Source organism: Brevibacillus sp. FIR094, from assembly GCF_050477165.1.
In the GTDB taxonomy this organism is placed as follows: Bacteria; Bacillota; Bacilli; order Brevibacillales; family Brevibacillaceae; genus Brevibacillus.
This window is the reverse complement of the sequence record NZ_JBEAES010000042.1, coordinates 14,191-35,767: the sequence shown is the minus strand read 5'-3', so window position 1 is coordinate 35,767 and position 21,577 is coordinate 14,191. Positions and strand designations below refer to the sequence as shown.

General features: G+C 47.7%; 23 protein-coding genes. 1 reads left to right on the top strand and 22 read right to left on the bottom strand.

Annotation, left to right across the window (positions count from 1 at the left end; translation table 11 throughout):
• Window positions 1-152 precede the first annotated feature (152 nt).
• Window positions 153-1,439 (top strand): S8 family peptidase, encoded by a 1,287-nt coding sequence (locus ACQ5DJ_RS26135; protein WP_429844985.1) that lies wholly within the window; start codon window positions 153-155, stop codon window positions 1,437-1,439.
• Between the two features lie 79 nt (window positions 1,440-1,518).
• Here the strand turns inward: ACQ5DJ_RS26135 and ACQ5DJ_RS26130 are convergent, their stop codons facing one another.
• The 22 genes from ACQ5DJ_RS26130 to ACQ5DJ_RS26025 all read right to left on the bottom strand — a co-directional run bounded on the left by ACQ5DJ_RS26130 (window position 1,519) and on the right by ACQ5DJ_RS26025 (window position 21,565).
• The gene (locus tag ACQ5DJ_RS26130) at window positions 1,519-2,658 is read right to left on the bottom strand and encodes an acyl-CoA dehydrogenase family protein (protein ID WP_429844984.1); all 1,140 of its coding nucleotides are present in this window, start codon (window positions 2,656-2,658) and stop codon (window positions 1,519-1,521) included.
• Between the two features lie 140 nt (window positions 2,659-2,798).
• Complete coding sequence (locus tag ACQ5DJ_RS26125; protein WP_017247756.1) at window positions 2,799-2,963, bottom strand: hypothetical protein; 165 nt, start codon at window positions 2,961-2,963, stop codon at window positions 2,799-2,801.
• A gap of 76 nt (window positions 2,964-3,039) precedes the next feature.
• A complete protein-coding gene (locus ACQ5DJ_RS26120; protein ID WP_429844983.1) occupies window positions 3,040-3,954 on the bottom strand; it encodes a hypothetical protein in 915 nt (304 codons plus the stop codon).
• Between the two features lie 93 nt (window positions 3,955-4,047).
• A complete protein-coding gene (gene rpoD / locus ACQ5DJ_RS26115; RefSeq protein WP_007727582.1) occupies window positions 4,048-5,178 on the bottom strand; it encodes an RNA polymerase sigma factor RpoD in 1,131 nt (376 codons plus the stop codon).
• A gap of 34 nt (window positions 5,179-5,212) precedes the next feature.
• On the bottom strand, window positions 5,213-7,087 hold the full coding sequence (dnaG, locus tag ACQ5DJ_RS26110; protein WP_429844982.1) for a DNA primase: 1,875 nt from the start codon (window positions 7,085-7,087) through the stop codon (window positions 5,213-5,215).
• 203 nt (window positions 7,088-7,290) lie between these two features.
• Complete coding sequence (locus ACQ5DJ_RS26105; protein WP_429844981.1) at window positions 7,291-8,127, bottom strand: pyruvate, water dikinase regulatory protein; 837 nt, start codon at window positions 8,125-8,127, stop codon at window positions 7,291-7,293.
• Window positions 8,128-8,138: 11 nt separating this feature from the next.
• A complete protein-coding gene (locus tag ACQ5DJ_RS26100) occupies window positions 8,139-8,783 on the bottom strand; it encodes a helix-turn-helix transcriptional regulator (protein WP_429844980.1) in 645 nt (214 codons plus the stop codon).
• Window positions 8,784-8,906: 123 nt separating this feature from the next.
• The gene (glyS, locus tag ACQ5DJ_RS26095; RefSeq protein ID WP_429844979.1) at window positions 8,907-10,976 is read right to left on the bottom strand and encodes a glycine--tRNA ligase subunit beta; all 2,070 of its coding nucleotides are present in this window, start codon (window positions 10,974-10,976) and stop codon (window positions 8,907-8,909) included.
• A complete protein-coding gene (gene glyQ, locus ACQ5DJ_RS26090) occupies window positions 10,969-11,895 on the bottom strand; it encodes a glycine--tRNA ligase subunit alpha (RefSeq protein WP_012685775.1) in 927 nt (308 codons plus the stop codon). Before glyQ ends, glyS begins: the two co-directional genes overlap by 8 nt.
• Window positions 11,896-12,213: 318 nt before the next feature.
• On the bottom strand, window positions 12,214-12,987 hold the full coding sequence (gene recO / locus ACQ5DJ_RS26085) for a DNA repair protein RecO (protein WP_429844978.1): 774 nt from the start codon (window positions 12,985-12,987) through the stop codon (window positions 12,214-12,216).
• Window positions 12,978-13,133, bottom strand: a complete 156-nt coding sequence (locus tag ACQ5DJ_RS26080; protein WP_012685773.1) for a YqzL family protein — start codon at window positions 13,131-13,133, stop codon at window positions 12,978-12,980. Before ACQ5DJ_RS26080 ends, recO begins: the two co-directional genes overlap by 10 nt.
• Window positions 13,134-13,237: 104 nt before the next feature.
• Complete coding sequence (gene era / locus ACQ5DJ_RS26075; RefSeq protein WP_429844977.1) at window positions 13,238-14,155, bottom strand: GTPase Era; 918 nt, start codon at window positions 14,153-14,155, stop codon at window positions 13,238-13,240.
• Complete coding sequence (locus tag ACQ5DJ_RS26070) at window positions 14,148-14,546, bottom strand: cytidine deaminase (RefSeq protein WP_144616572.1); 399 nt, start codon at window positions 14,544-14,546, stop codon at window positions 14,148-14,150. The genes era and ACQ5DJ_RS26070 overlap by 8 nt, the downstream gene beginning before the upstream one ends.
• Window positions 14,547-14,702: 156 nt before the next feature.
• Complete coding sequence (locus ACQ5DJ_RS26065) at window positions 14,703-15,074, bottom strand: diacylglycerol kinase family protein (RefSeq protein WP_429844976.1); 372 nt, start codon at window positions 15,072-15,074, stop codon at window positions 14,703-14,705.
• 9 nt (window positions 15,075-15,083) lie between these two features.
• A complete protein-coding gene (ybeY, locus tag ACQ5DJ_RS26060) occupies window positions 15,084-15,593 on the bottom strand; it encodes an rRNA maturation RNase YbeY (protein WP_429844975.1) in 510 nt (169 codons plus the stop codon).
• Between the two features lie 3 nt (window positions 15,594-15,596).
• On the bottom strand, window positions 15,597-16,568 hold the full coding sequence (locus tag ACQ5DJ_RS26055) for a PhoH family protein (protein ID WP_429844974.1): 972 nt from the start codon (window positions 16,566-16,568) through the stop codon (window positions 15,597-15,599).
• A 56-nt stretch (window positions 16,569-16,624) separates the two neighbouring features.
• Complete coding sequence (gene yqfD / locus ACQ5DJ_RS26050; RefSeq protein WP_429844973.1) at window positions 16,625-17,809, bottom strand: sporulation protein YqfD; 1,185 nt, start codon at window positions 17,807-17,809, stop codon at window positions 16,625-16,627.
• 28 nt (window positions 17,810-17,837) lie between these two features.
• Entirely contained in the window at window positions 17,838-18,134 is a 297-nt protein-coding gene (gene yqfC, locus ACQ5DJ_RS26045) for a sporulation protein YqfC (RefSeq protein WP_007727617.1), read from the bottom strand.
• 206 nt (window positions 18,135-18,340) lie between these two features.
• Window positions 18,341-18,538 (bottom strand): sigma-70 family RNA polymerase sigma factor, encoded by a 198-nt coding sequence (locus ACQ5DJ_RS26040; protein WP_429844972.1) that lies wholly within the window; start codon window positions 18,536-18,538, stop codon window positions 18,341-18,343.
• A gap of 168 nt (window positions 18,539-18,706) precedes the next feature.
• The gene (locus ACQ5DJ_RS26035) at window positions 18,707-19,198 is read right to left on the bottom strand and encodes a hypothetical protein (protein WP_429844971.1); all 492 of its coding nucleotides are present in this window, start codon (window positions 19,196-19,198) and stop codon (window positions 18,707-18,709) included.
• 11 nt (window positions 19,199-19,209) lie between these two features.
• On the bottom strand, window positions 19,210-20,214 hold the full coding sequence (gene floA, locus ACQ5DJ_RS26030; RefSeq protein WP_429844970.1) for a flotillin-like protein FloA: 1,005 nt from the start codon (window positions 20,212-20,214) through the stop codon (window positions 19,210-19,212).
• Between the two features lie 7 nt (window positions 20,215-20,221).
• The gene (locus tag ACQ5DJ_RS26025) at window positions 20,222-21,565 is read right to left on the bottom strand and encodes an NfeD family protein (RefSeq protein WP_429844969.1); all 1,344 of its coding nucleotides are present in this window, start codon (window positions 21,563-21,565) and stop codon (window positions 20,222-20,224) included.
• Between the last annotated feature and the right edge of the window lie 12 nt (window positions 21,566-21,577).

Below are 21,577 nucleotides of genomic sequence, written 5' to 3'. Positions count from 1 at the left end.
TTTGTTAATTTATGTAATTTAACTTAATTTTTACCAAATTATGAACTTTATTTTAATAAATAAATATTTACAAATTTTTTACAGATATGTATATTAACGCCATGCACATCATGAACTACACAGACTAAATATCTTTCAAGGAGGAGAACAGTTTGAAAAAAAGAACCGGCAAGTGGTGGGCAATGGGTTTACTCTCTTCGGCGCTAGTGATGAGTGTCTTCACAGGTGTGGGGGCAGCTAGTAATGATTCAACCAGTGAATTCAGTGAACTTGGTACTGCACGTGTATTGATTCAGTCAGATTCAGATGTGAGAACTGGTTATTTTGCTGAACCATTGGACGTACGCCATGATTTTGGTGAAGAAGGCTTCTCCCTCGATGTAAATAGTGATCAACTTAACCAGCTGAAAAGCGATCCCAATGTAAAAATTACCGTGTTGAAAAAATTAAAGATCGCTGAATATATAGAAGAAGATCAAGCAAGCGAGCCAGAGTTCTCTCCTGCGGCAGTCGTTCCGTGGGGAATTAAAGCGATCTATAAGAACCAGTCCCTCTCTGCTACGACTGGAGGTACAGATGTTCGTGTTGCAGTCCTTGATACTGGCGTGTTTACGCAGCACCCGGACCTAACCGCTAATGCAGAGCAGTGCAACGATTTCACGCAAGCTTCTCCTGTTGTTACCGGTGCTTGCAATGATGCGCATGGTCATGGAACACACGTCGCTGGAACTGTTCTCGCTGACGGCGGCAGTGGCGCAGGTGTTTATGGTGTAGCACCAGAAGCAAAGCTATGGGCATATAAAGTATTGGATGACTCAGGCTCCGGCTATGAGGATGACATTGCCTATGCAATTCGTTACGCTGCTGACCAATCCGCTCAATTAGGCGTGAAAACGATCGTCTCTATGTCCCTTGGCTCCAGCAGAAAGAGTACCCTTATGGAAAGTGCCATTCAGTATGCAAACCAAAACGGTGTATTAGTCGTCGCTGCAGCCGGTAACTCTGGACCGACAGTGAATAGCATTGGCTACCCTGGGGCATTAGTGGATGCAGTAGCCGTAGCAGCGTTAGAGAATGTTCAACAAAACGGTACCTACCGTGTGGCTGACTTCTCTTCTCGTGGCAAGAGCGGGCAAGCGGGAGACTACGTGATTCAAGAGCGCGATGTGGAAGTATCAGCACCAGGACGCGCTATTCAGTCTACATGGAATAACGGAGGCTATAACTCCATTAGCGGAACCTCCATGGCAACACCACACATTTCAGGTTTGGCTGCAAAAATCTGGGCATCCAATCCATCTTGGAGCAATCAAGATGTTCGCGTAGAATTGCAAAAACGTGCGACAGGAAATGACATCAAAGGTGGCTCAAACGCTGCTGTAGGTGACGATATCGCTAGTGGATTTGGATTCCCAACTGTGCAACCTGGCGATCAATAAAAAAATAAGAAACAAAAAAAGAGCCATGGCTGTCAGTTTTCGCTGGCAGTCATGCTCTTTCATTGTAAACACGGAAAGGCTAGCACCCGATTTCTCTTGCGATGACATTACGTAAAATCTCTGAAGTCCCCTCGCCGATCTCTAACAGCCGGGCATCGCGGAAAAATCGTTCCACCTGATACTCCCGCATATACCCATAGCCACCGTGAATCTGAATGGCCTGATGAGTAGCAGACATGGCAATCTCTGAAGCATACAATTTTGCCATTGCTGCTTCTTTCGTAAATTTGCGACCATGATCCTTCAGCCAAGCTGCTTTATACACCATCGTTCTCGCCAGCTCTATTTGCATCGCCATATCCGCCAGCTTGTGCTGGATCGCTTGAAAATGACTTAAGGAATTACCAAATGCCGTACGCTGCTTGGAGTATTGCAGCGCTTTGTCGTAGGCAGCCTGTGCAATTCCTACTGCCATAGCGCCGATTCCGATTCGCCCACCATCAAGTGTTATGAGGAACTGCTTGAAGCCTTCGCCCCTTTTCCCAAGGACGTCTTCCTCTGGCACCCGGACATTTTCAAGAACGAGCTCGGTCGTATTGGAGCTGTGTAAGCCGAGCTTTTCATAGTTCGCCAGCACTTGAAAACCAGGTGCATCTGTCGGAACGATAAATGCAGTAATACCGCGTGAGCCCTGCTCTTTGTCGGTTACAGCTGTCAAGGCGAGAAACGAAGCATAGGAGGCATTGGTAATGAAGCATTTGGAACCGTTAATTGTCCACTCTCCATCAGCCAAGACCGCATTCGTCCTCGTACCACCCGCGTCAGACCCTGCATTCGGTTCTGTCAAGCCAAACGCACCAAAGCTTTCGCCCGAACAGATTTTGCTTAAATAGTTCACCTTCTGCTCTTCCGTTCCAAACAAAGCCAACGGTGCGCCACCTAACGAAATATGCGCCGAATAGGTGATCCCTGTAGAGCCGCATACACGACTAAGCTCTTCTACTACGATCGCAAAACTCGTGGAATCAGCTCCCGCCCCCCCGTATTTTTCAGAGAAAGGGAGACCCATCAAGTTCAGTTCGCTCATCTGCTTGAATATTTCGACAGGAAATTGTTTGGTTTTATCGCGTTCATCTGCTCCTGGTGCCACTACCTCATCAGCAAATTCACGTATCATTTTTTTCAACATTTGCTGTTCTGAAGTCAAATCGAAGTTCATAATCGTCGCCCCCTTGAAAACGCTTTAGTAAAGAACCAGAAAGAAACACACAATTTTGACTGAGCGTTTGTTCAGAATACTCTTACCATTATACACTACGATTTGGATTCATGTGGTAATTTCTTCGAAAAAAAACACGCCTATGATCGGCGTGCTCCTAATAAAATCGCTCCCAAAAAAGATACAGAGGCTGCTATGAATCCGAGACTGTATGTATTTACACCCATAAACTTGGCTACAGTTTCTCCACCCAGAAAAATAGCCGCCAGCAAAATACCGATTAAGACTTTCCACTTGTTGTTCATCTATTCACCCCGTTTTTTCTCTTCTGAAATTGTAACAGATAAGTAGGAAGAGGAAAACGAGAAGTCACCCAGAGTCTTACAGTCGCAACCACGCATACCAATATCCTCGCGTGAAGAAGAACAAAGTTGACGCGATGAACACCTTAATGAACAACAGTAATTGAATCATATCCCGCTTCGCTTCTGGAATATACAGAGCCTGTATCTCTGCACCAAAGAAAAAGGCAAGTCCACATACAGCAAATACTCCCGCCCATTTTCCATTGGCCTTATTCATCAAGAAGCCCATACCTGTGAGCAAGCACGCAAGCGGTACCCAGTACAACTCCGATGTCCACCATGTATAGTCCATCCCTACCCGATGAACGGTTGTAATGCCATACAAGATGGCCAAACCCAGTAACCCTGCATAGAGCAAATAAGCGTAGCCGAAAACAATTGCGCTGATGCACAGTAACAGGCAAACGAAGCCTAGATAGAACAGGACAAACGGCATGCTACCATCCAATTTTTGGATGCAATAAACGCCTCCTGCGATCAAGATCAAGAATGACAAAGCCAGGAATAAATGCGTTAATGGCGGGGCTGACCTTCGATAAACGAGTCCCAGAATATAGAAAACAAGAGCGAAACAGGCAAAGATGGTAATTTGCATTGGGGTTTGAAAACGGTTAAAATGAAAAGCAAGTAAGATCAAACCAGCAATGACAAAGGCACCAAGGAGCCATGCCACTACCATTTTCCCCGTCACTGGAGAGACAGTTCTAGGTGCATATGTATTTGTGACAGATGATGTTGAATTGACTTTTCCTGACAGCACACCCGGTGCCGTTCCCATTCGCTCATTCCCGCCTGCGGACGCCGGTGTATTTGGCCGATCCCCTTCTGTATACAGATTTAACAAGAAGATGCAGTAATGTTCAGGCAGTAAATGGTTGCGCCGCCAGTTTTCAATTTCGGCGATGATCGTGCGCTTGCGCTGGTCGTCCAACGCGGCCCCTCCTAACTAAGACAAAAAGTGTTTACTTTCATGAATAAGAAAAGCCTACGTCGGCTAACGTAGGCCACATACTTCTTATATCGGTTATTCCAAGAAATCTTTTAAGCGTTTACTTCTACTCGGATGACGCAATTTGCGAAGCGCTTTTGCTTCGATCTGACGAATCCGTTCACGGGTTACGCCAAACACTTTCCCTACTTCTTCTAACGTCCGAGTACGACCGTCATCTAATCCAAAACGCAGACGCAGTACGTTTTCTTCCCGGTCTGTTAATGTATCCAAAACGTCTTCCAACTGTTCTTTCAAAAGTTCATAAGCAGCTGCATCAGATGGCTCCAATGCATCCTGATCCTCAATGAAATCACCTAAGTGGGAATCGTCTTCTTCCCCAATTGGAGTCTCGAGGGATACTGGTTCTTGAGCAATCTTCATGATTTCCCGAACTTTTTCCGGAGTGAGATCCATTTTTTCAGCGATTTCTTCTGGCATAGGTTCACGACCTAGCTCTTGCAGAAGCTGACGGGAAACGCGGATTAATTTATTGATCGTTTCCACCATATGAACCGGAATACGGATCGTTCTAGCCTGGTCTGCAATCGCACGGGTAATCGCTTGGCGAATCCACCAGGTCGCATACGTACTGAACTTGTAGCCTTTGCGATAGTCAAACTTTTCCACCGCTTTAATCAGACCCATGTTCCCTTCTTGAATCAAGTCAAGGAATAACATGCCGCGTCCTACATAACGCTTCGCAATCGATACAACCAATCGCAAGTTCGCCTCAGCCAGACGTCTTTTGGCTTCCTCATCACCTTGTTCAATTCGCTGTGCCAGTTTAATCTCCTCTTCTGCGGAGAGCAGAGGAACTCGACCAATTTCCTTCAGATACATCCGTACAGGGTCATTGATCTTGATTCCAGGCGGAACGGAGAGATCGTCATAATCGAATTCTTCGTTGTCCTCGTCCTTGATGATCATCTGATCGACTTCATCGTCATCATCTTCATTCTCATTGTTGTTAATCTCAATGCCTTGATCACCAAGATATTCAAAAAACTCATCCATTTGATCAGAATCCTGTTCGAAACCTGCCAGGCGAGCAGTAATCTCCTTATACGACAGTGCGCCGCGTTTCTTACCTAATTCGACCAGCTGTTCCTTCACTTGTTCGATGGACGTTGCTTCCATGTCGGAAGTGATATTTTGCTTGTTCATCTACTTTCCCTCCTTCCCCGGGAATGATCTGAAGCTACCCTTCTTTTAAAGCATTTTCCAATTCAAGAATCTTCATCCCTGTAACGGCTGCTTGAAGTTCAAGTTGTTTGCGCGCATCCTCGCTGTCCGCTGCGGCCGCTTGGAGGTGTAAGCTCCGCTGCTCATCGCGCAATCGTTCCAACTCGGCACGCTTCGGGTAGTTATTCACTTGTTTGATGTAGTCACCGATCTCTAATTCAGATACATCGTTGTTGCACTCCATCATGGCCAATCCCGAGGCTAATTGCTTTAACAAATCGTCTTGCACGTAATGTATAAACTTTCCAGGGTCTTCCGGGTTTCCCTCTGCATAGTAGGCGTACAGGTAGGCAGCCAGCGCATCGTGTTCATCCACCTGAAAGTGGGCGCTGCATTCCTGTTGGACGCGGGCAGCTATTTCTTCGTTCCGCATCATGTAGTAAAGCAGCATGCGCTCAGCCGTGTGATAAGCGGGTGGCAGTGTTTTCGCGAGCGTAACTTTGCCATTATTTATACTATTATTCCATGCTGGCGTCACTTTATCCCTTTGGCGCTCACTTTTTTGCTGATTGTACGCGCGTTTGGACTCCCATTTGAGATCACCGAGAGTAAGGGAGTATTCTTCTGCCAATTGCCGTTGATACATGTCCCGTTCCACCGGGCTGTTGAGCTCGTTGATGATTTCGACCGCCTTCGCGATTAAGCGAGCTTTGTCCGTCTCATCTTTTATTACGAACTGACTGCGTAAATGTTTCAGACGGAAAGCCGTAATTGGCATCGCCTGTAACAATACCTGCTGGGAAAATGCTTCAGCCCCATGCTGGCGGATGTAATCATCCGGGTCCACTCCTTGTGGAAGTGGAGCAACTCGAACGATCAAACCGGCTTGCTGCAAAACGTGAATCGCTTTGCTCGTTGCTTCTTGTCCTGCAGCATCTCCGTCATAACAGAGTACGACTGACTCTGTATTACGACGAAGAATTCTGGCCTGCTGCTCCGTCAAGGCTGTTCCCAAAGTGGCAATGCCTTGCATAAAACCCGCCTGCCATGCCGATATGACATCGACATATCCTTCAAACAACAGCGCCTCTTTTCTCTTTCTAATAATGGGGCGCGCACGATGAAGATTAAACAGCGTAGCGCTTTTGTTGAACAAAAGGCTTTCCGGGCTATTCAGATACTTGGGTTGAGACTTCTGGTTGGAATTGGGCTTCGATCCTTGCAGTAAGCGTCCACCAAATCCGATGAAGTTACCTTGAGAATCCTGGATCGGAAACATGATACGACCTCGAAAGCGATCAAAGATTTTTCCTGCATCGCTTCTGGCCAAAAGCCCTGCTTCCACCATCAATTCCTGTGAAAATCCCCGCTTTGTCAACTGCTGCGTTACGAAATCCCAGGAATCCGGAGCAAATCCGATTTGATATTCGGCTATTGTCGCCTCAGACATTCCGCGCTTTGCGAGATACTTCATCGCTTCTGCGCCATAAGGGGTTTTCGTAAGCACGTAGTGGTAGAGGCGTGAAACGAACGTATGCGCTTCCTGCATCGCATGTTTCATCCGTTTTTCAGGTGATTCCTCTACTTGCTGCGGCTGGGGCACAGCTATCCCGGCACGCTCCGCCAATTTGTGCAGTGCCTCTGGAAAAGTCAATTGCTCCAGTTTCATTAAAAAGGAAAAGATATCCCCACCTGCTCCACAGCCAAAGCAATGAAAAAACTGTCGCTCTGCATTTACATTGAAGGAAGGGCTCTTTTCAGAGTGAAACGGACATAGACCGAGAAAGGCACGACCGCTTTTTCTCAGTTGAACGTACTCTCCTACAACGTCTACGATGTCGACAGCGGCACGCACTTGATTTACAAATTCATCTGAAGTGGGACCAGTCATGTCTTTCCACCTTTATTAGGAGAATCGCACGTGAGAATATTTAGTTCGTCAAAATTCGTCAATTTCCTTCTTTGCATCAAACTTCTTTTCTTCTTTTATTACTTTTCCACATTTCTAAGTGCAATAAACGCTGAGAAACTCACGTATAAAAGTACCTCGGCTAATTGATTTTCTACAAAAAACGTCAAAATCCTTCTTTCGGCCTATTTCCTTTCATTACGGAGATTGTTTTTTCTAATCATCTCCAAAATGATGTTTGCCGTTTCTTCCACTGCCTTGTTGGATACATCGATAACGGTACATCCAAGGCGCTCAATAATGCGCTTGGAATAAGCCAGTTCTTCGGCAATCCGTTCGAGATTGGCGTAATTTGCTTGTGAAGTCAACCCTAGTGCCTTCAGACGTTCTGTCCGAATGCCGTTCAGTTGCTCCGGATTGATGGTAAGCCCAATACAACGTTCTATTGGCAGTTGGAACAATTCTTCTGGTGGCTCTACCTCCGGGACAAGCGGAACATTGGCAACCTTAAGTCGCTTGTTAGCCAAATACATGGAAAGAGGCGTCTTGGAAGTACGCGAAACGCCAATCAAAACCACATCTGCGCGCAACAGGCCGCGTGGGTCCCGACCGTCGTCGTATTTGACGGCAAACTCGATGGCGTCTACTTTGCGGAAATACTCTTCATCCAGCCGGCGAACCAAGCCCGGTTTTCCTGTTGGTGGCTCTTTCAACATGCCCTGCAATGTATTCATCAGAGGCCCCATGACATCAAGAGCTGGAATTCCGTGAAGAGCAGCTTGTTGTGTAATATACGCATTCAGCTCCGGAATGACCAGAGTGAACACGATCATTGCCCGCGATTCTTTTGCGGAAGCAATAATTTCGTCAATCGATTCCTTGTCTTCTATATACGGATACTTTTGTACATCAAACAAAAAACGATCAAACTGACTAGCTCCTGCGCGAACGACAAGTTCGGCCGTTTCGCCGATGGAGTCTGAGACTACATAGATGAGCTGTCCTCGCTGATTACCCTGCATCGCTTCTCCTCCTACACTTTCGGTTCGCTGCCCAATTCTACAAATGCTTTCGCGATCGTCGTCTTGGTGACGCGCCCCAACAGCTCCATGTGCTTCGGATCTTCCTCACTCGGCCTTACGACAGGCAGAGAATCGATCTGAAAATCAATCAGCTTTTTGGCGGCTGCGTACAAGGACTCATCAGGTGCACATGTAATGATATTCGGCATCCTAGACATGATAATGCTGACCGGCACATCCTCCAACGTCTTATTGCCTAAAGAAGCCCGCAGGAGGTCTTTTCGTGAGATCACGCCAGCCAAATATCCTTTTTGATTGACGACGAATAACGTGCCAACATCCTCCAAAAAGAGGGTAACGATGGCGTCGTAAGCCGAGGCGGATTCGGAAACCACGATCGGTACCGCCTTGTAGTCATTGACGAGAAGCTTGTGAAGCCGTTCACTTATGACTGAGCTTGCGGGTCTGCCGGCATAAAAATACCCGACCCGAGGTCTGGCTTCTAGATATCCTGACATTGTGAGGATGGATAAATCAGGGCGTAGCGTCGCGCGAGTCAAATTCAGTCGCTCCGCGATATGCTCTCCTGTTATCGGTCCGTCATCCTTCACTATCTGTAAGATGTGCTCTTGTCGTTTGGTAAGCTCGATGACCAATCACCCCGGTTCTGTCTTTACCTCTTCCTAGTATTACTCTATTCGACGGGATATTCCTTCTTTCACGCGGAAAAAAGGTGCCCCCGCCTGATTTTCAGACGAAGGCACCGGTTTTTATTTTGTTTAAGCGAATACCACTTTGGAAAAGTCTGCGTAGCGATAAAGCACACGAGAAAGCTGCAAGAGAAGCCCCAGACGATTCGCACGAACAACCTGATCTTCTGCCATGACCATTACTTTATCAAAGAATGCATTGATCGGCTGGCGCAAGGTTGACAAGGTTGCGAGCACCTTCTCTTGATCCTTCAGACCTTCTACATCCTTCTGAACAGCTTGGAATGCCTGATACAAGGCACGTTCCACATCTTCTGCGAACAGAGCTTCGCTGACTTGGTCTGCTTCCGCTTTTTGTGCCAGATTGTTCACCCGGTTAAATTGCTCCACAATCAGCTTGAATTCCTCTGTTTGTACAGCTCCCATCAGTGCTTTTGCTTTTGCCAGCACCTCTGGAACCAGTGTCAGGTCTGCAGCAAGAACAGCGTCGATGACATCGTAGCGAACGCCATGATCCTGCAAGGCGTTTTTCAGACGAAGTGCGAAGAAGTCTACGAGGTCTTTTTTCACGTCTTCTGCCGCTCTCTTGTTTACGCCTTGTGCGACATAGCCTTCCAGCGCAGCATTCCACAGATCAGCAAGAGAAATTTGCCAGTCGCGCTCCACTAAAATCGCAACGATCCCCGCTGCCATACGGCGCAATCCATACGGGTCCTGTGAGCCAGTAGGCACAATACCGATCGAGAAGCAGCCTACGATCGTGTCCATCTTGTCAGCCAGGCTGGCTATTGCGCCTTGGGCAGAAGCAGGCATTTTGTCCCCTGCAAAACGTGGGAGGTAATGCTCGAATACACCACTTGCGACGAGGTCGGACTCACCCGCTTTGCGCGCGTAATCTTCACCCATAATCCCTTGCAGTTCAGGGAATTCACCTACCATGTTGGTAACGAGGTCAAATTTTGCGATTTCTGCAATGCGGTCTACTTGTTTCGTCTCTTCCGCACTCACACCCAGCTTGCTTGCAATTTGCGTAGCTGTTTTGCGTACGCGACGAACTTTATCACCGATTGTTCCCAGCTCTTCATGGTAAACGATTGTTTCCAAGCGTTTCAGGCAGCTCTCAATGGACAGCTTTTGGTCTTCCACGTAGAAGAAACGAGCATCAGACAGGCGTGCGCGAAGAACTTTTTCATTCCCTTTCGCAACGTTTTCCAGAGCGCGGCTGTCTCCGTTACGTACTGTCACAAAATGATTCAGCAATTGACCCTCTGCGTTTTCAACAGGGAAATAACGCTGGTGCTCACGCATGGAGGTAACCAAAACCTCACGTGGAATGGAAAGGAATTCTTGCTCAAACGTACCGTAAAGAGCGGTTGGATATTCTACAAGATGGACTACCTCATCCAGAAGTCCTTCGTCCATTGGAATCGTCCAGCCATTTTCCTTCTCCAAACGATGAATCTGTTCTACAATGGCTGCTCTGCGCTCGTCGGGATTCACCATGACATATTGCAGAGCCAGCTTGCTCACGTATTCGCTTGGGTGATTCAACGTAACCTCTGTTCCCAAGAAGCGGTGTCCACGAGAAACGCGTCCGCTTTTTACGCTTGCAATCTCCAGATCGATCAATTCATCGCCAAACAAAGCAACCAGCCAACGAATCGGACGAACGTATTTCAAATCGCGTGCGCCCCAGCGCATGTTTTTAGGGAAGCTCATACCGGTGATCACTTCAGCCAGTTGCGGCAACAGCTCGGTAGTTGGTTTTCCTGCTTCAGATTTGCGAGCATGAACATACTCGATGCCGTTTACTTCTTTATAATACAGTTGGTCAGGCTCAACATTGTTGCTTCGTGCAAATCCGAGTGCTGCCTTGGACCAGTTCCCCGCTTCATCTTGTGCGATTTTGCGTGCAGGGCCTTTCGCTTCATCATTGCGATCAGGCTGCTTTTCTGCCAATCCATTGATCAACAGGGCAAAACGACGAGGTGTCTCCAATGCCGTAATTTGATCAAACGGCACGCGCTCAGCAGTCAGCCACTTTTCTACTTTTTCCTTGAATTGTGCCGCTGCCTGTGCGACAAAACGAGCAGGCATTTCTTCCAAACCAACCTCTACAAGTAGATCGCGCTTACTCATTCGTATCCTCTCCCTTCACCTGATTCACTTGATCGGCAGCGTCTGCGTTGCCTTTTTGCAAGAGCGGGAAACCGAGGCGCTCACGCTCTTTATAGTAGGTTTGTGCTACTTCACGAGACAGATTACGTACACGAGCGATGTAGCCAGTACGCTCCGTCACACTAATGGCTCCACGCGCATCAAGCAAGTTAAAGGTGTGCGAGCATTTCAGTACGTAGTCATAAGCTGGGTAAACCAGTCGCTCCGCCATCAGTCTCTTTGCTTCTGCCTCATACGTATTGTAGAGAGAGAACAGCATGTCGACATCAGACAGCTCGAATGTGTATTTGGAATGCTCGTATTCTGGTTGCAAGAATACATCTCCGTACGTATACCCGTTGCACCATTCCAGATCGAACACATTTTCTTTCTCCTGAATATAGGAAGCCAAACGCTCCAGTCCGTAAGTCAGCTCGACTGCTACTGGTTTACATTCCAGACCGCCCACTTGCTGGAAGTACGTGAATTGTGTGATCTCCATTCCGTCCAGCCAAACTTCCCAGCCTAAGCCCCATGCGCCGAGACCAGGGTGCTCCCAGTTGTCCTCTACAAATCGGATATCATGCTCTAGTGGCTCGATTCCGAGTTCGCGCAAGCTCTCCAGGTACAGCTCCTGAATGTTGTCTGGCGATGGTTTCATGATGACTTGGAACTGGTGATGCTGATACAAACGGTTCGGGTTTTCCCCATAGCGTCCGTCAGCCGGGCGACGGGAAGGCTCTACATATGCCACATTCCACGGCTCAGGTCCAATGGAACGAAGGAAGGTCATTGGGTTTAGCGTACCTGCCCCTTTTTCAACGTCATACGGCTGGACAATGAGACAATTTTGCTTTGCCCAAAAGTTTTGCAGCGTCAAAATGATGTCTTGAAATGTCATTTTCATGCTTTTTCCTCCTCTAAAACTTATTAGAACTTGGCTTTAAGTCAAAACTAAAAAAACTCCCGCCTCTACACTGCCTGATGCGACAGTGTAGGGACGAGAGGATTCTCGCGGTTCCACCCTACTTGGCGAATGACTTCTTCGCCCACCTTACAATCAAATTGCTCCAGAACGCCCTTCATCAGCATGGTGACCGGGCTCCCACTATCCCCGATTCGCTATTCACAGCCAGTGGCCGATTACTCTTTTCCTTCATGGCAACATTCGGTATACAAGTTTGGTACTTATCATAACGAAAACAAATTCGTATGTCAATTAGTCCTGATCGGATTGCGTCATTCTTTCCATACGCTCCAGTTGTTCCAGAAATGCTCGACTTTTCAGCCTGATATCCAGATACTCGTCCATAAAACTCCGCAGCACATGCTTGAGCTGGTTGCGTGTAGCCGGTTTTACTTCAATGTCACCAAGCCGCTCCAAATCAAATACCTGGAACAGCCGTAGCAGCTTCCAGGTAGAGGGTGTAACTGCCATCGCATACGGATCGGAAGGCTGGCAAACTGGGCACAACAGGCCGCCCTGTCCTACACTGATTGCATAGGGCTCGCGCTGTTCGCCACAGTTTACACACGCCGTGAGCTGCGGGGAGATCCCCGCTACAATTAGCATCTTGGTCTCAAAAATACGACAGAGGATCTCAGCATCTCGTCCTTCATCCAAATAGCGGAACGTATGAAGGAGTAGCTGAAACAAGTAGGGATTCGGCTCCCTTTCCTGCGTCAGTCGATCCAAAAGTTCTGCTATGTATGCAGCATAAGCCGTAGCAGTCAGGCTTTGCCGCATATCCCGGAACGAATCCAACATATCTCCCTGAGAGAGATCAGGCATTCCCGTACCGGGTCCTGCCTTGCATAGATAATAACTATGCGAAAACAACTGGGAGACGGCGGCAATGCGGCTTTTGGTCTTTTTGGCACCACGGGCCATCACGCCTAATTTGCCGTTCTCCCGGGTAAACAATGTCACCACTTTACTGGACTCACCATAGTCCACACTGCGAATGACAATCCCTTCCCACTTTACAAGCATGCCTGCGTGTCACCCAATTCTTCCTGGGCGAGATCAAACGAGGTTTCCTCGCTGGAAACATCCGTTTGATGGTGATCACGGTAGAGAAGGTAAGCATGGATGTCACCGGTTGAAGCGAAAACTCTCCAAGAAAAGTCACGAAGCATGGAGCATCATCCTTTCCTATATCGGGTCTATCCACTTCCTTCTTAGAATCACCTTTGCCCGTTATTCTATGCCTTGGAAAAATTAACACATCGCGATGGGAATATTATTGCTCGTCGTAGAAACCGAAGTTACGCAGCATCCGCTCTTGGTTACGCCAATCCTTTTTCACTTTGATCCATAGCTCCAAAAATACTTGGTCCCCCATCAGCCGCTCGATATCCTTGCGCGCACGTTGACCGATTTCTTTGAGCATCTGACCTTTTTGTCCGATCAAAATACCGCGCTGGGAATCCCGCTCTACGTAAATGGCCGCGTAAATGTAAAGCGTTTTACCATTTTCGCCTCGTTTCATCTCTTCAATCACGACAGCGATGGAGTGAGGTACTTCTTCTCTCGTCAAATGCAGAACTTTTTCCCGAATCAACTCGGCTGCAACAAAGCGTTCAGGATGATCCGTCACCTGATCCGCAGGATAATACATTGGGCCTTCTTCCATTTCGCCCAAAATAGCCTCCTGCAATGAAGCTGTGTTGTTTCCTGCTAGCGCAGAGATTGGAACGATCTGCTTGAAATCATACAATTTGCGGTAATCGTCAATAATCGGCAGCAGTGCTTCCGGGTGCACCTTGTCAATTTTGTTGATGACCAAAAATACTGGCGTTTTGACCTGCTTCAGACGCTCGATGATGTAGTCGTCCCCTGCTCCGCGTTTCTCTGTTGCGTCGACAACAAACAGAACAAGGTCTACTTCGTTCAATGTATTTTCAGCAACGGAAACCATGTAATTTCCGAGTTTGGACTGCGGCTTATGGATACCAGGTGTATCCAAGAAAATGATCTGACCTTCTTCTGTCGTATGAACAGCCGTAATTTTGTTGCGTGTCGTTTGCGGCTTATTCGACATGATGGCGATTTTATGTCCTACAATATGATTCAACAGTGTTGATTTTCCAACATTTGGCCGTCCCACAATGGAAACAAAGCCCGATTTAAACGATTGCTTGGTCTTGCGATTATCCACGTAAATCCTCCTTGGTGAATGCGCCTGGCAGCAGGGCAGATACTGTCGTTTCCAAAATGTCGCCTTTGAGATTCGTCAAAAATACAGGCATGTCCGGCGGGCACAGCTCTGCCATGACTTGTCGGCACGCTCCGCACGGTGATACAGCTTGCGGCGTATCGGCAGCGACTGCTAGTGCCTTGTAAGTCCGATCGCCTTCCGAGAACGCTTTAAAAAGAGCCGTACGTTCTGCGCAGTTGCACAGGGAGTACGCTGCATTTTCAATATTGCCTCCCAAATAAACCTTGCCACTCTCAGCTAAAAGAGCTGCTCCTACCTGAAACTTGGAGTACGGTACATAAGCGAGCTTTCTGGCTTCGATTGCTTGTGCTAATAATGCTTGTTTATCCATTTTCATCATTCCTCATATGATTGATCTTTAACATCATTTCACAACAGAATGTGTCCAATGAGACACGAAGAAACCAGACTGAAAGGTCAACTAGAATGACCCGTCCGGTAACTCATTTGGCTATGAAAAATTTTCTTCTCTCCCTACTAGTAAAAACTATCCCCATACTTTTTGCAACAGTGGCTGTCCAAATACGAGGACTCCAATGAGAATGGTCAGGATAGCCGCCACAAGCACAGCTCCTGCTCCGACATCTTTGGCAATCTTCGCCTTGGCGTGCCATTCCGGGGAAGCCAAATCAACGACTGCTTCAATCGCGGTATTTACCAGCTCAAGGGAGAAGACCAGACCGATAGAAAAAAGGACCAGCAAAACATCGCTGCGGGGTATCTGCAGCCACCACGCTGCCGCCAGCACTACAATGGCTGCGGCTACGTGGATTTGCATGTTTCGCTGTGTCCGTACGGTATAGGAAATTCCTTGCAGAGCGTAGGCGAAGCTGCGAGTCAATCGTCGCCATTCCTTCAACGTAATCTCCTACCTCGTCAAGCCGATTTCTTCCAGCACCTTTTCTTGACGTGAAAACATTTCCTTCTCTTCTTCTGGCGTCCCATGATCATAGCCCAGAAGGTGAAGAAAACCATGAACCGTGAGAAATCCGAGTTCACGTTCGAATGAATGACCATAGTCTTCGGCCTGCTCATGTGCTTTGGGCACGGAGATGATGATATCTCCAAGCATATTCGGAAACTCGCTGGCCTCATCCTCATCGATGAAGATTTCCATTTCCCCTTCACCCGGCTCGTTCATCGCAAAGGACAGAACATCCGTAGGCCGATCAACGCCTCGATAGTCGCGATTCAGCTCGTGGATGCGCTCGTTGTTCACAAGCGTTACAACGACTTCTCCTTGTACGTCTTCCAGCTTTGCCGCTGCTTCCAAACAACGGACAAGCAGGTTTTGCAAATTCTCATCGATCGGTTCGATTTCTTCATGAAGGATTTCTACAGAAAACACAGATAAACGATCTCCTTTTTGTGACGCCATTTATTAATAGCCGTGATCTACTTCTTCCTTGGCATAAGCAGCGATGATTTTTTGTACCAGACTGTGACGAACGACGTCTCCCTCTTGGAAATGAATAAAGGCTACATCGGAAATCGGATTTAAGATGCGCTGTGCTTCGCGCAATCCGGATTTCTTGCCTTTTGGCAAATCCACCTGGGTCACATCACCTGTAATGACCATTTTGGAACCAAAGCCAAGCCTGGTCAAAAACATTTTCATTTGCTCGGGAGTTGTGTTCTGGGCTTCATCCAAAATGACAAAGGAATCTTCGAGCGTTCGACCACGCATGTACGCTAAAGGTGCAACCTCAATGAGTCCACGTTCCATCATTTTGGCGACTTGTTCATTGCCCAGCATGTCGTACAAGGCATCATAGAGCGGACGCAGATAAGGGTCTACTTTTTCCTGTAAATCTCCTGGCAAAAATCCAAGGCTTTCCCCTGCTTCTACGGCCGGTCTGGTAAGAACGATCCGTTTGACACGCGCATTTTTCAACGCATTTACTGCTGTGACAACAGCCAAATACGTTTTTCCGGTACCAGCTGGTCCAATTCCAAACACAATGTCATGCTTCTTGATCGCAGACAAGTAATGACGCTGGCCCAAAGTCTTTGCCCTGATTACTTTGCCACGTTGGGTACGAGCGACTTCTTCATCATACACATCGAGCAGTTGGGCACCTTCTCCCCGTTCAATCAACGACATCGCATAAGAGATGTCTCGTTCGGACAGGGCAATCCCTCTGCGAATCAACTGTAGCAGAATTTCAATCAACTCTGTCAGTTTGTCCACTTCCGGCTTATCCCCGCTAATAACCAGTTCGCCTTCACGGGTCATAATTTTGGCGGTACTTCTTTGCTCGATCAGTGTTAGGTACGCGTCATGTGGTCCGAACAACAGCAAGGCCTCAGATGCGTCTGAAAACGGGATTCTTACCTCATCTTGTACGTGCAACAGGCTTCCATCTCCTTGCAACGGTAATCAGCAATGCGTCATTTGTTTGCCATCCCTCACTGCCCCACAAAAGGCTGTTCAATGGCAATATCTTCAATGACGGAAAAATGAATGCTTACGTAAACTTTACCATTCTCTGTTGTGACGTGCAAAACTTTTTCGTCCTGAATGAACGCATCTTTTCCAGCTTTTTGCAAGATATCCTCCCTGGCGAATTTTTTAGCCAGTTCCGTCGCTTCCTCTACGCTCATTTCTGTTTGAACGGGTTCTGATTGCGCGTACGTTACTGTCTTCCAGCCAAGTGGTGAGGTATATCCCGCATACGAGGGCAAAAACCGTTGTTCTGCCATTTCGGCTTGTGCAAAGGACTGTTTTTCAAATGGCCACACGTATATCGCATAGGGGCCTACAAGCAGGTATTGATGTTCCAGCTTTTCCCCCGTCAGACGGTGCATCGTTTGTTTTAGCGGGACCGATGTGTTACTCATATACCACACTTCCCCTTGCACCTTGCCTCTCGCTGATACAGCTTGTTGACGGGCGTCATTGCCAATGATCCCAGAAATGAGCACTTGGCCTTTTTCTACCAATTGATTGCTCACAACCTGACTACGACCAACCTCTGGGAGAATTTTATGGACGACAGCCCTCTTTTTCGCTACAAGATGACGGGGACCTGTTGCAAGCGGCTTTACGGGAGCCTCTTTTTCAACCACTTGAAGCATGACCTTGGTTCCTTGAATCTCGATTCCAACCCAGGACGCTTCAGGTAGCAGACTCAACAGCTCTTTTTGCAAAACCAACGGTTCTTTTAGTTTGACCTTCCATGCCCCTTCTTTAATCCCCACTTGTTCAGCGGCTTGAATCACTCGTCGCGGATCAACCATTTTTGTCCCACTTACTTCGACACTCCAAACGAAGGAGGAGAGCATGTACAATCCGATGAAAAAAAGAGCAGCCCCAATTGCCAATCCAGATCGTCTTCGTAACCGCAGCAGCCAGAAAGGCAGTCCGTCTCTTGCCTCAACGTGACTTCGACAGCCTGTCTCTTTTAAAAGCGGCCGTAAACGAAAATAATCACGAATCAAAATATCGCAACGAGTCACCTCTTCTCCTACCCTGCGAATATTCCAGATTCGAATTCCATCCCGTACGGCCATATTCAGCATCCGCTCAAATCGCTTTCCCCGAACGGTAATGGTTACATGTCCATCCACCCACTCCTTGATTCCATTCCGCATAAGTGCCGCCCCCTCCTTCTAGCAAAGATTACGAGCTCTGTGGTCCCGTCTCCAAAAATTTCACGCCACCGATCCTGCCTTCTAACAAAACCTCCTCGGGCAAAATCGCCCGGATGACAAGCTGTTCACCTGAAACAATCATTTGACCGTTCGTCAACAGCAAGCGAAGCTCTTTTTCGCTAAAATGCAAGACTCCTCGATGATTCTCTATATACATTTGCAAATGACCGATCATTGTGATGCGCGGGACTTCCAGGACTACATCTTGCGGCAGATCCAACACCCCTCCGGCCAGCTGGCGCAGACGGCGGCTCCAACGCTTCATGGATTAGCCCCCCTTCTCGTTCTGTATATTGGCGAATATGACGATCTCATCTGTTTGCAGGTGCAAAACCATTCTTATCTATGCGTATGCGCGAGCATAAAGAGGCATTCATCAAAAACAGCCACAAAAAAAGAGCCCTCGTCGCTCACGGATTAGCAAGCAGTTGAGAACTCAGTCTTTGGAATACTTTCAGCAAAACACATCGATTATTTGCTTTCTTTTGTAGCAGAAACCAGCTCTTTTCCTTTTGTAAGCGCCTTCCATTTTTTCATGACTCGTTTTACTTTTTCAGCTGTACAACCGCAGGCGATCGCCGTTTCATATATCGATTTGTTTTCGAAGATGGCAAGCCGAATCACTTTTTGACGAAACCGCCCCATTTGTTCAAAAATTTGTTGATTCATCGCTTGACCTCTACCCCTTCTTCTATCGGGAGAATTTTCTATACATTCAGGATAGTAAACAAGGATACGAGAAACAAGACAAGTTATTCGATATATTTCGACATAAGACGTTGCTTATCAATAAAAAACAGGCGAACCGAGGTTCACCTGCTTGACTAGTTGCTATTATTATATTTTTCTTTGCCGAACCTGCTGGGCGTATGGAGCTTTTGAGCGCGGCTCTCCAAAAATGAGTGCCCACTTCATCCCATCACGCGGATTGCCGTGTTTCGATGGGAGTGTTCCCATTCGTTCCGAATCAGTAGCCTTCATCGTTTCCGCTTGCTTCACTGTGATAGTTGGACCCGTTGAGGCACGAGCTGTACTGGAGAATGCCCATTCCTGCTCGACTCCAATCCCTTCCATCGATTCTTGCTGAAGTGGCTCGTATTTGGAGGATGCCCGCACCGTCTCTCTGCCATAATCCTCCGTTTCCATAGGGATATCCGACGTTGTGGCCGGGGTAAGCGGAGGCATTTTTTTGCCTTGAGACATCTTTTTCTTTCCGGCTTTTCCAAGAGCTTTATATCCTAAGTAACCAAGGATAACAAACCAGAACTTGCCGATGAGCGGGATGATCCAACCCAATAAATCTACGACGAGATCCATGAGATCTTCCATGGCAATCGCCCTTATTCTTTCTCGTCTGGCAGAGCAGGATCTTGTTTATCACCTGCATGCCCGAAGGATTGACGCATTTGTGTATCCGCAGCAATGTTTTGCATGTTGTAATAATCCATTACGCCCATTTTGCCACTTTTCAATGCTTCGGACAAAGCCAGTGGTACTTGTGCTTCGGCTTCTACTACTTTTGCTTTCATTTCTTGTACGCGCGCAATCATTTCTTGCTCTTGGGCTACCGCCATGGCGCGACGCTCTTCCGCTTTCGCTTGGGCAATACGCTTATCTGCTTCCGCTTGGTCGGTTTGCAATTGTGCCCCGATGTTCTTCCCTACATCCACGTCCGCAATATCAATCGAGAGAATTTCAAAAGCAGTTCCGGCATCCAGACCTTTGTTCAATACCGTTTTAGAGATCAGATCCGGATTTTCCAATACGTCCTTATGTCCTTTTGATGAACCAATTGTCGATACGATCCCCTCACCTACGCGGGCGATAATTGTTTCTTCACCAGCACCACCGACCAAGCGATCGATGTTGGCACGAACCGTTACTTTTGCACGAGTGCGCAGCTCGATACCGTCTTTTGCCATTGCTGCTACTACAGGTGTTTCAATCACTTTTGGGTTAACGCTCATTTGTACCGCTTCCAATACATCACGACCAGCCAGATCAATTGCTGCTGCTCGTTCGAAGCCGAGTGGAATATCTGCGCGTTGTGCTGCTACGAGCGCATCTACTACACGGTCTACGTTACCGCCTGCAAGATAATGGCTCTCCAATTGGTTTGTATCCAACTGCAAGCCCGCTTTACGCGCTTTAATCAACGGATTCACGATACGAGATGGTACGACGCGACGCAAGCGCATAGCGACGAGGGTAATAATCCCGATATTCACACCGGAAGCCAGTGCAGAAATCCAGAGCATAACTGGTACGAACGAGAAGAAAACAGAAAGTACGACAATGGCTACTGCCACCATAAAAATAAGGGGAATCAAACCACTTTCAAACATGAAGAGCTCACTCCTTTTGTTCTAATTCGGCAACGACGATACGCGTGCCTTCTACTTGCAAAACGGTGATGGCGGTACCCGCTTCAATGAAACCACCTACCGATACTGCATCCACACGTTTTCCTTCCACCTTGACGACCCCTGCCGGGCGCAATGTTGTAAGGGCAATGCCTGATTTTCCTTGCAGCTCACGCTGATCGCGCGGTGCTACGTAGCCTTCTTCATTGCGCTGCGTGTCACCCAAGATAAACTTGTTGAATAGACCTTTGACCCCGTATTTCTTCACTAACATGAACGTTACAATTGCCGTGATCAAAGCAGCTACACCTAGAGATGCAAGCCCTTGCTGTGTGTCGTAGGCTGCCATTACGAGGCCTGTTACAATGCTCACGAAGCCAATCCCTCCGACAATGCCACCCGGAAGAAAAATTTCCAGAAGCATCAGTAAGATTCCGATGGCAAACAGTCCGATGTGCAACCAGTTGGCAAATCCCGCTACATAATGCCCGAAGAAATACAGACTGAACGAGACGAGCGAAATCGTCCCCGCAACACCAAAGCCCGGGGCAAACAGTTCTACAACAATTCCTCCCAGTCCAATGATGAGCAGAAGACTCATCACAATGGGACTCGTCACCCATCTAGCGACTAGCTCTCCACCTGTTGGCTCAATCGTTTGAAGGGAATCTGGCTGAATGCCAAGCTTTTTGAGCAGCGCTTCCTCATTGGACACCACATCATCTGCATAACCCAACTGCTTCGCTTGTTGGGCATCGAGAGAAAGCACGGTTCCTTTTGGCTTTAATCCTGGGAATTCTGTATCGATTTCCACCATCGCGCGGGCAACGTCAGGATTGCGATTGTTCAACTCAGCTGCCGCCTTCATTTTATTGCTCCAACCGGAAATGAACTTGATATCTGCTGCATTCCCTGCCAAGTCAATCGGTGCGGCTGCCCCCATGCTACTGCCTGGAGTCATAATAATTTCATTTGCATTCAGGGCGATGTACGTTCCCGCTGAAAAAGCCTGGTTATCAATATAGGCTATCACATGCATGGGAGCCTGACGGATCAACTGACCAATCTGGTCGGCAGCATTCACTTCTCCACCTGGCGTATTGATGTGCAAGATAACAAGGTCTGCCTGCTGCTCCTGTGCGTCAGCAAATGCTCTTTCTAAAAAGCTCTCCAGCCCTCGCTCGATCGTGCTATCTACTGGAATCCAGACAGCTTTTTGATAGGTCTGCGCTGTTGTGGATGCGGGAGCAAGAAGCATCGTCATTCCCATAATCAGGCAAAGAAGTGAAAAAAGCAATCGCACGCGGCTTTTTACTAGCCTTGCTGCACTCATTGCATGTACCTC

What these genes read in the sequence shown, in the direction of transcription:
- ACQ5DJ_RS26130 (WP_429844984.1), bottom strand. Translation starts at nt 2,658, where the DNA reads ATGAACTTCGATTTGACTTCAGAACAGCAAATGTTGAAAAAAATGATA.
- ACQ5DJ_RS26125 (WP_017247756.1), bottom strand. Translation starts at nt 2,963, where the DNA reads ATGAACAACAAGTGGAAAGTCTTAATCGGTATTTTGCTGGCGGCTATT.
- rpoD (WP_007727582.1), bottom strand. Translation starts at nt 5,178, where the DNA reads ATGAACAAGCAAAATATCACTTCCGACATGGAAGCAACGTCCATCGAA.
- dnaG (WP_429844982.1), bottom strand. Translation starts at nt 7,087, where the DNA reads ATGACTGGTCCCACTTCAGATGAATTTGTAAATCAAGTGCGTGCCGCT.
- ACQ5DJ_RS26105 (WP_429844981.1), bottom strand. Translation starts at nt 8,127, where the DNA reads ATGCAGGGTAATCAGCGAGGACAGCTCATCTATGTAGTCTCAGACTCC.
- glyS (WP_429844979.1), bottom strand. Translation starts at nt 10,976, where the DNA reads ATGAGTAAGCGCGATCTACTTGTAGAGGTTGGTTTGGAAGAAATGCCT.
- glyQ (WP_012685775.1), bottom strand. Translation starts at nt 11,895, where the DNA reads ATGACATTTCAAGACATCATTTTGACGCTGCAAAACTTTTGGGCAAAG.
- recO (WP_429844978.1), bottom strand. Translation starts at nt 12,987, where the DNA reads ATGCTTGTAAAGTGGGAAGGGATTGTCATTCGCAGTGTGGACTATGGT.
- ACQ5DJ_RS26080 (WP_012685773.1), bottom strand. Translation starts at nt 13,133, where the DNA reads ATGCTTCGTGACTTTTCTTGGAGAGTTTTCGCTTCAACCGGTGACATC.
- ACQ5DJ_RS26070 (WP_144616572.1), bottom strand. Translation starts at nt 14,546, where the DNA reads ATGGATAAACAAGCATTATTAGCACAAGCAATCGAAGCCAGAAAGCTC.
- ybeY (WP_429844975.1), bottom strand. Translation starts at nt 15,593, where the DNA reads ATGGCGTCACAAAAAGGAGATCGTTTATCTGTGTTTTCTGTAGAAATC.
- yqfD (WP_429844973.1), bottom strand. Translation starts at nt 17,809, where the DNA reads ATGCGGAATGGAATCAAGGAGTGGGTGGATGGACATGTAACCATTACC.
- yqfC (WP_007727617.1), bottom strand. Translation starts at nt 18,134, where the DNA reads ATGAAGCGTTGGAGCCGCCGTCTGCGCCAGCTGGCCGGAGGGGTGTTG.
- ACQ5DJ_RS26040 (WP_429844972.1), bottom strand. Translation starts at nt 18,538, where the DNA reads ATGAATCAACAAATTTTTGAACAAATGGGGCGGTTTCGTCAAAAAGTG.
- ACQ5DJ_RS26035 (WP_429844971.1), bottom strand. Translation starts at nt 19,198, where the DNA reads ATGGAAGATCTCATGGATCTCGTCGTAGATTTATTGGGTTGGATCATC.
- floA (WP_429844970.1), bottom strand. Translation starts at nt 20,214, where the DNA reads ATGTTTGAAAGTGGTTTGATTCCCCTTATTTTTATGGTGGCAGTAGCC.
- ACQ5DJ_RS26025 (WP_429844969.1), bottom strand. Translation starts at nt 21,565, where the DNA reads ATGAGTGCAGCAAGGCTAGTAAAAAGCCGCGTGCGATTGCTTTTTTCA.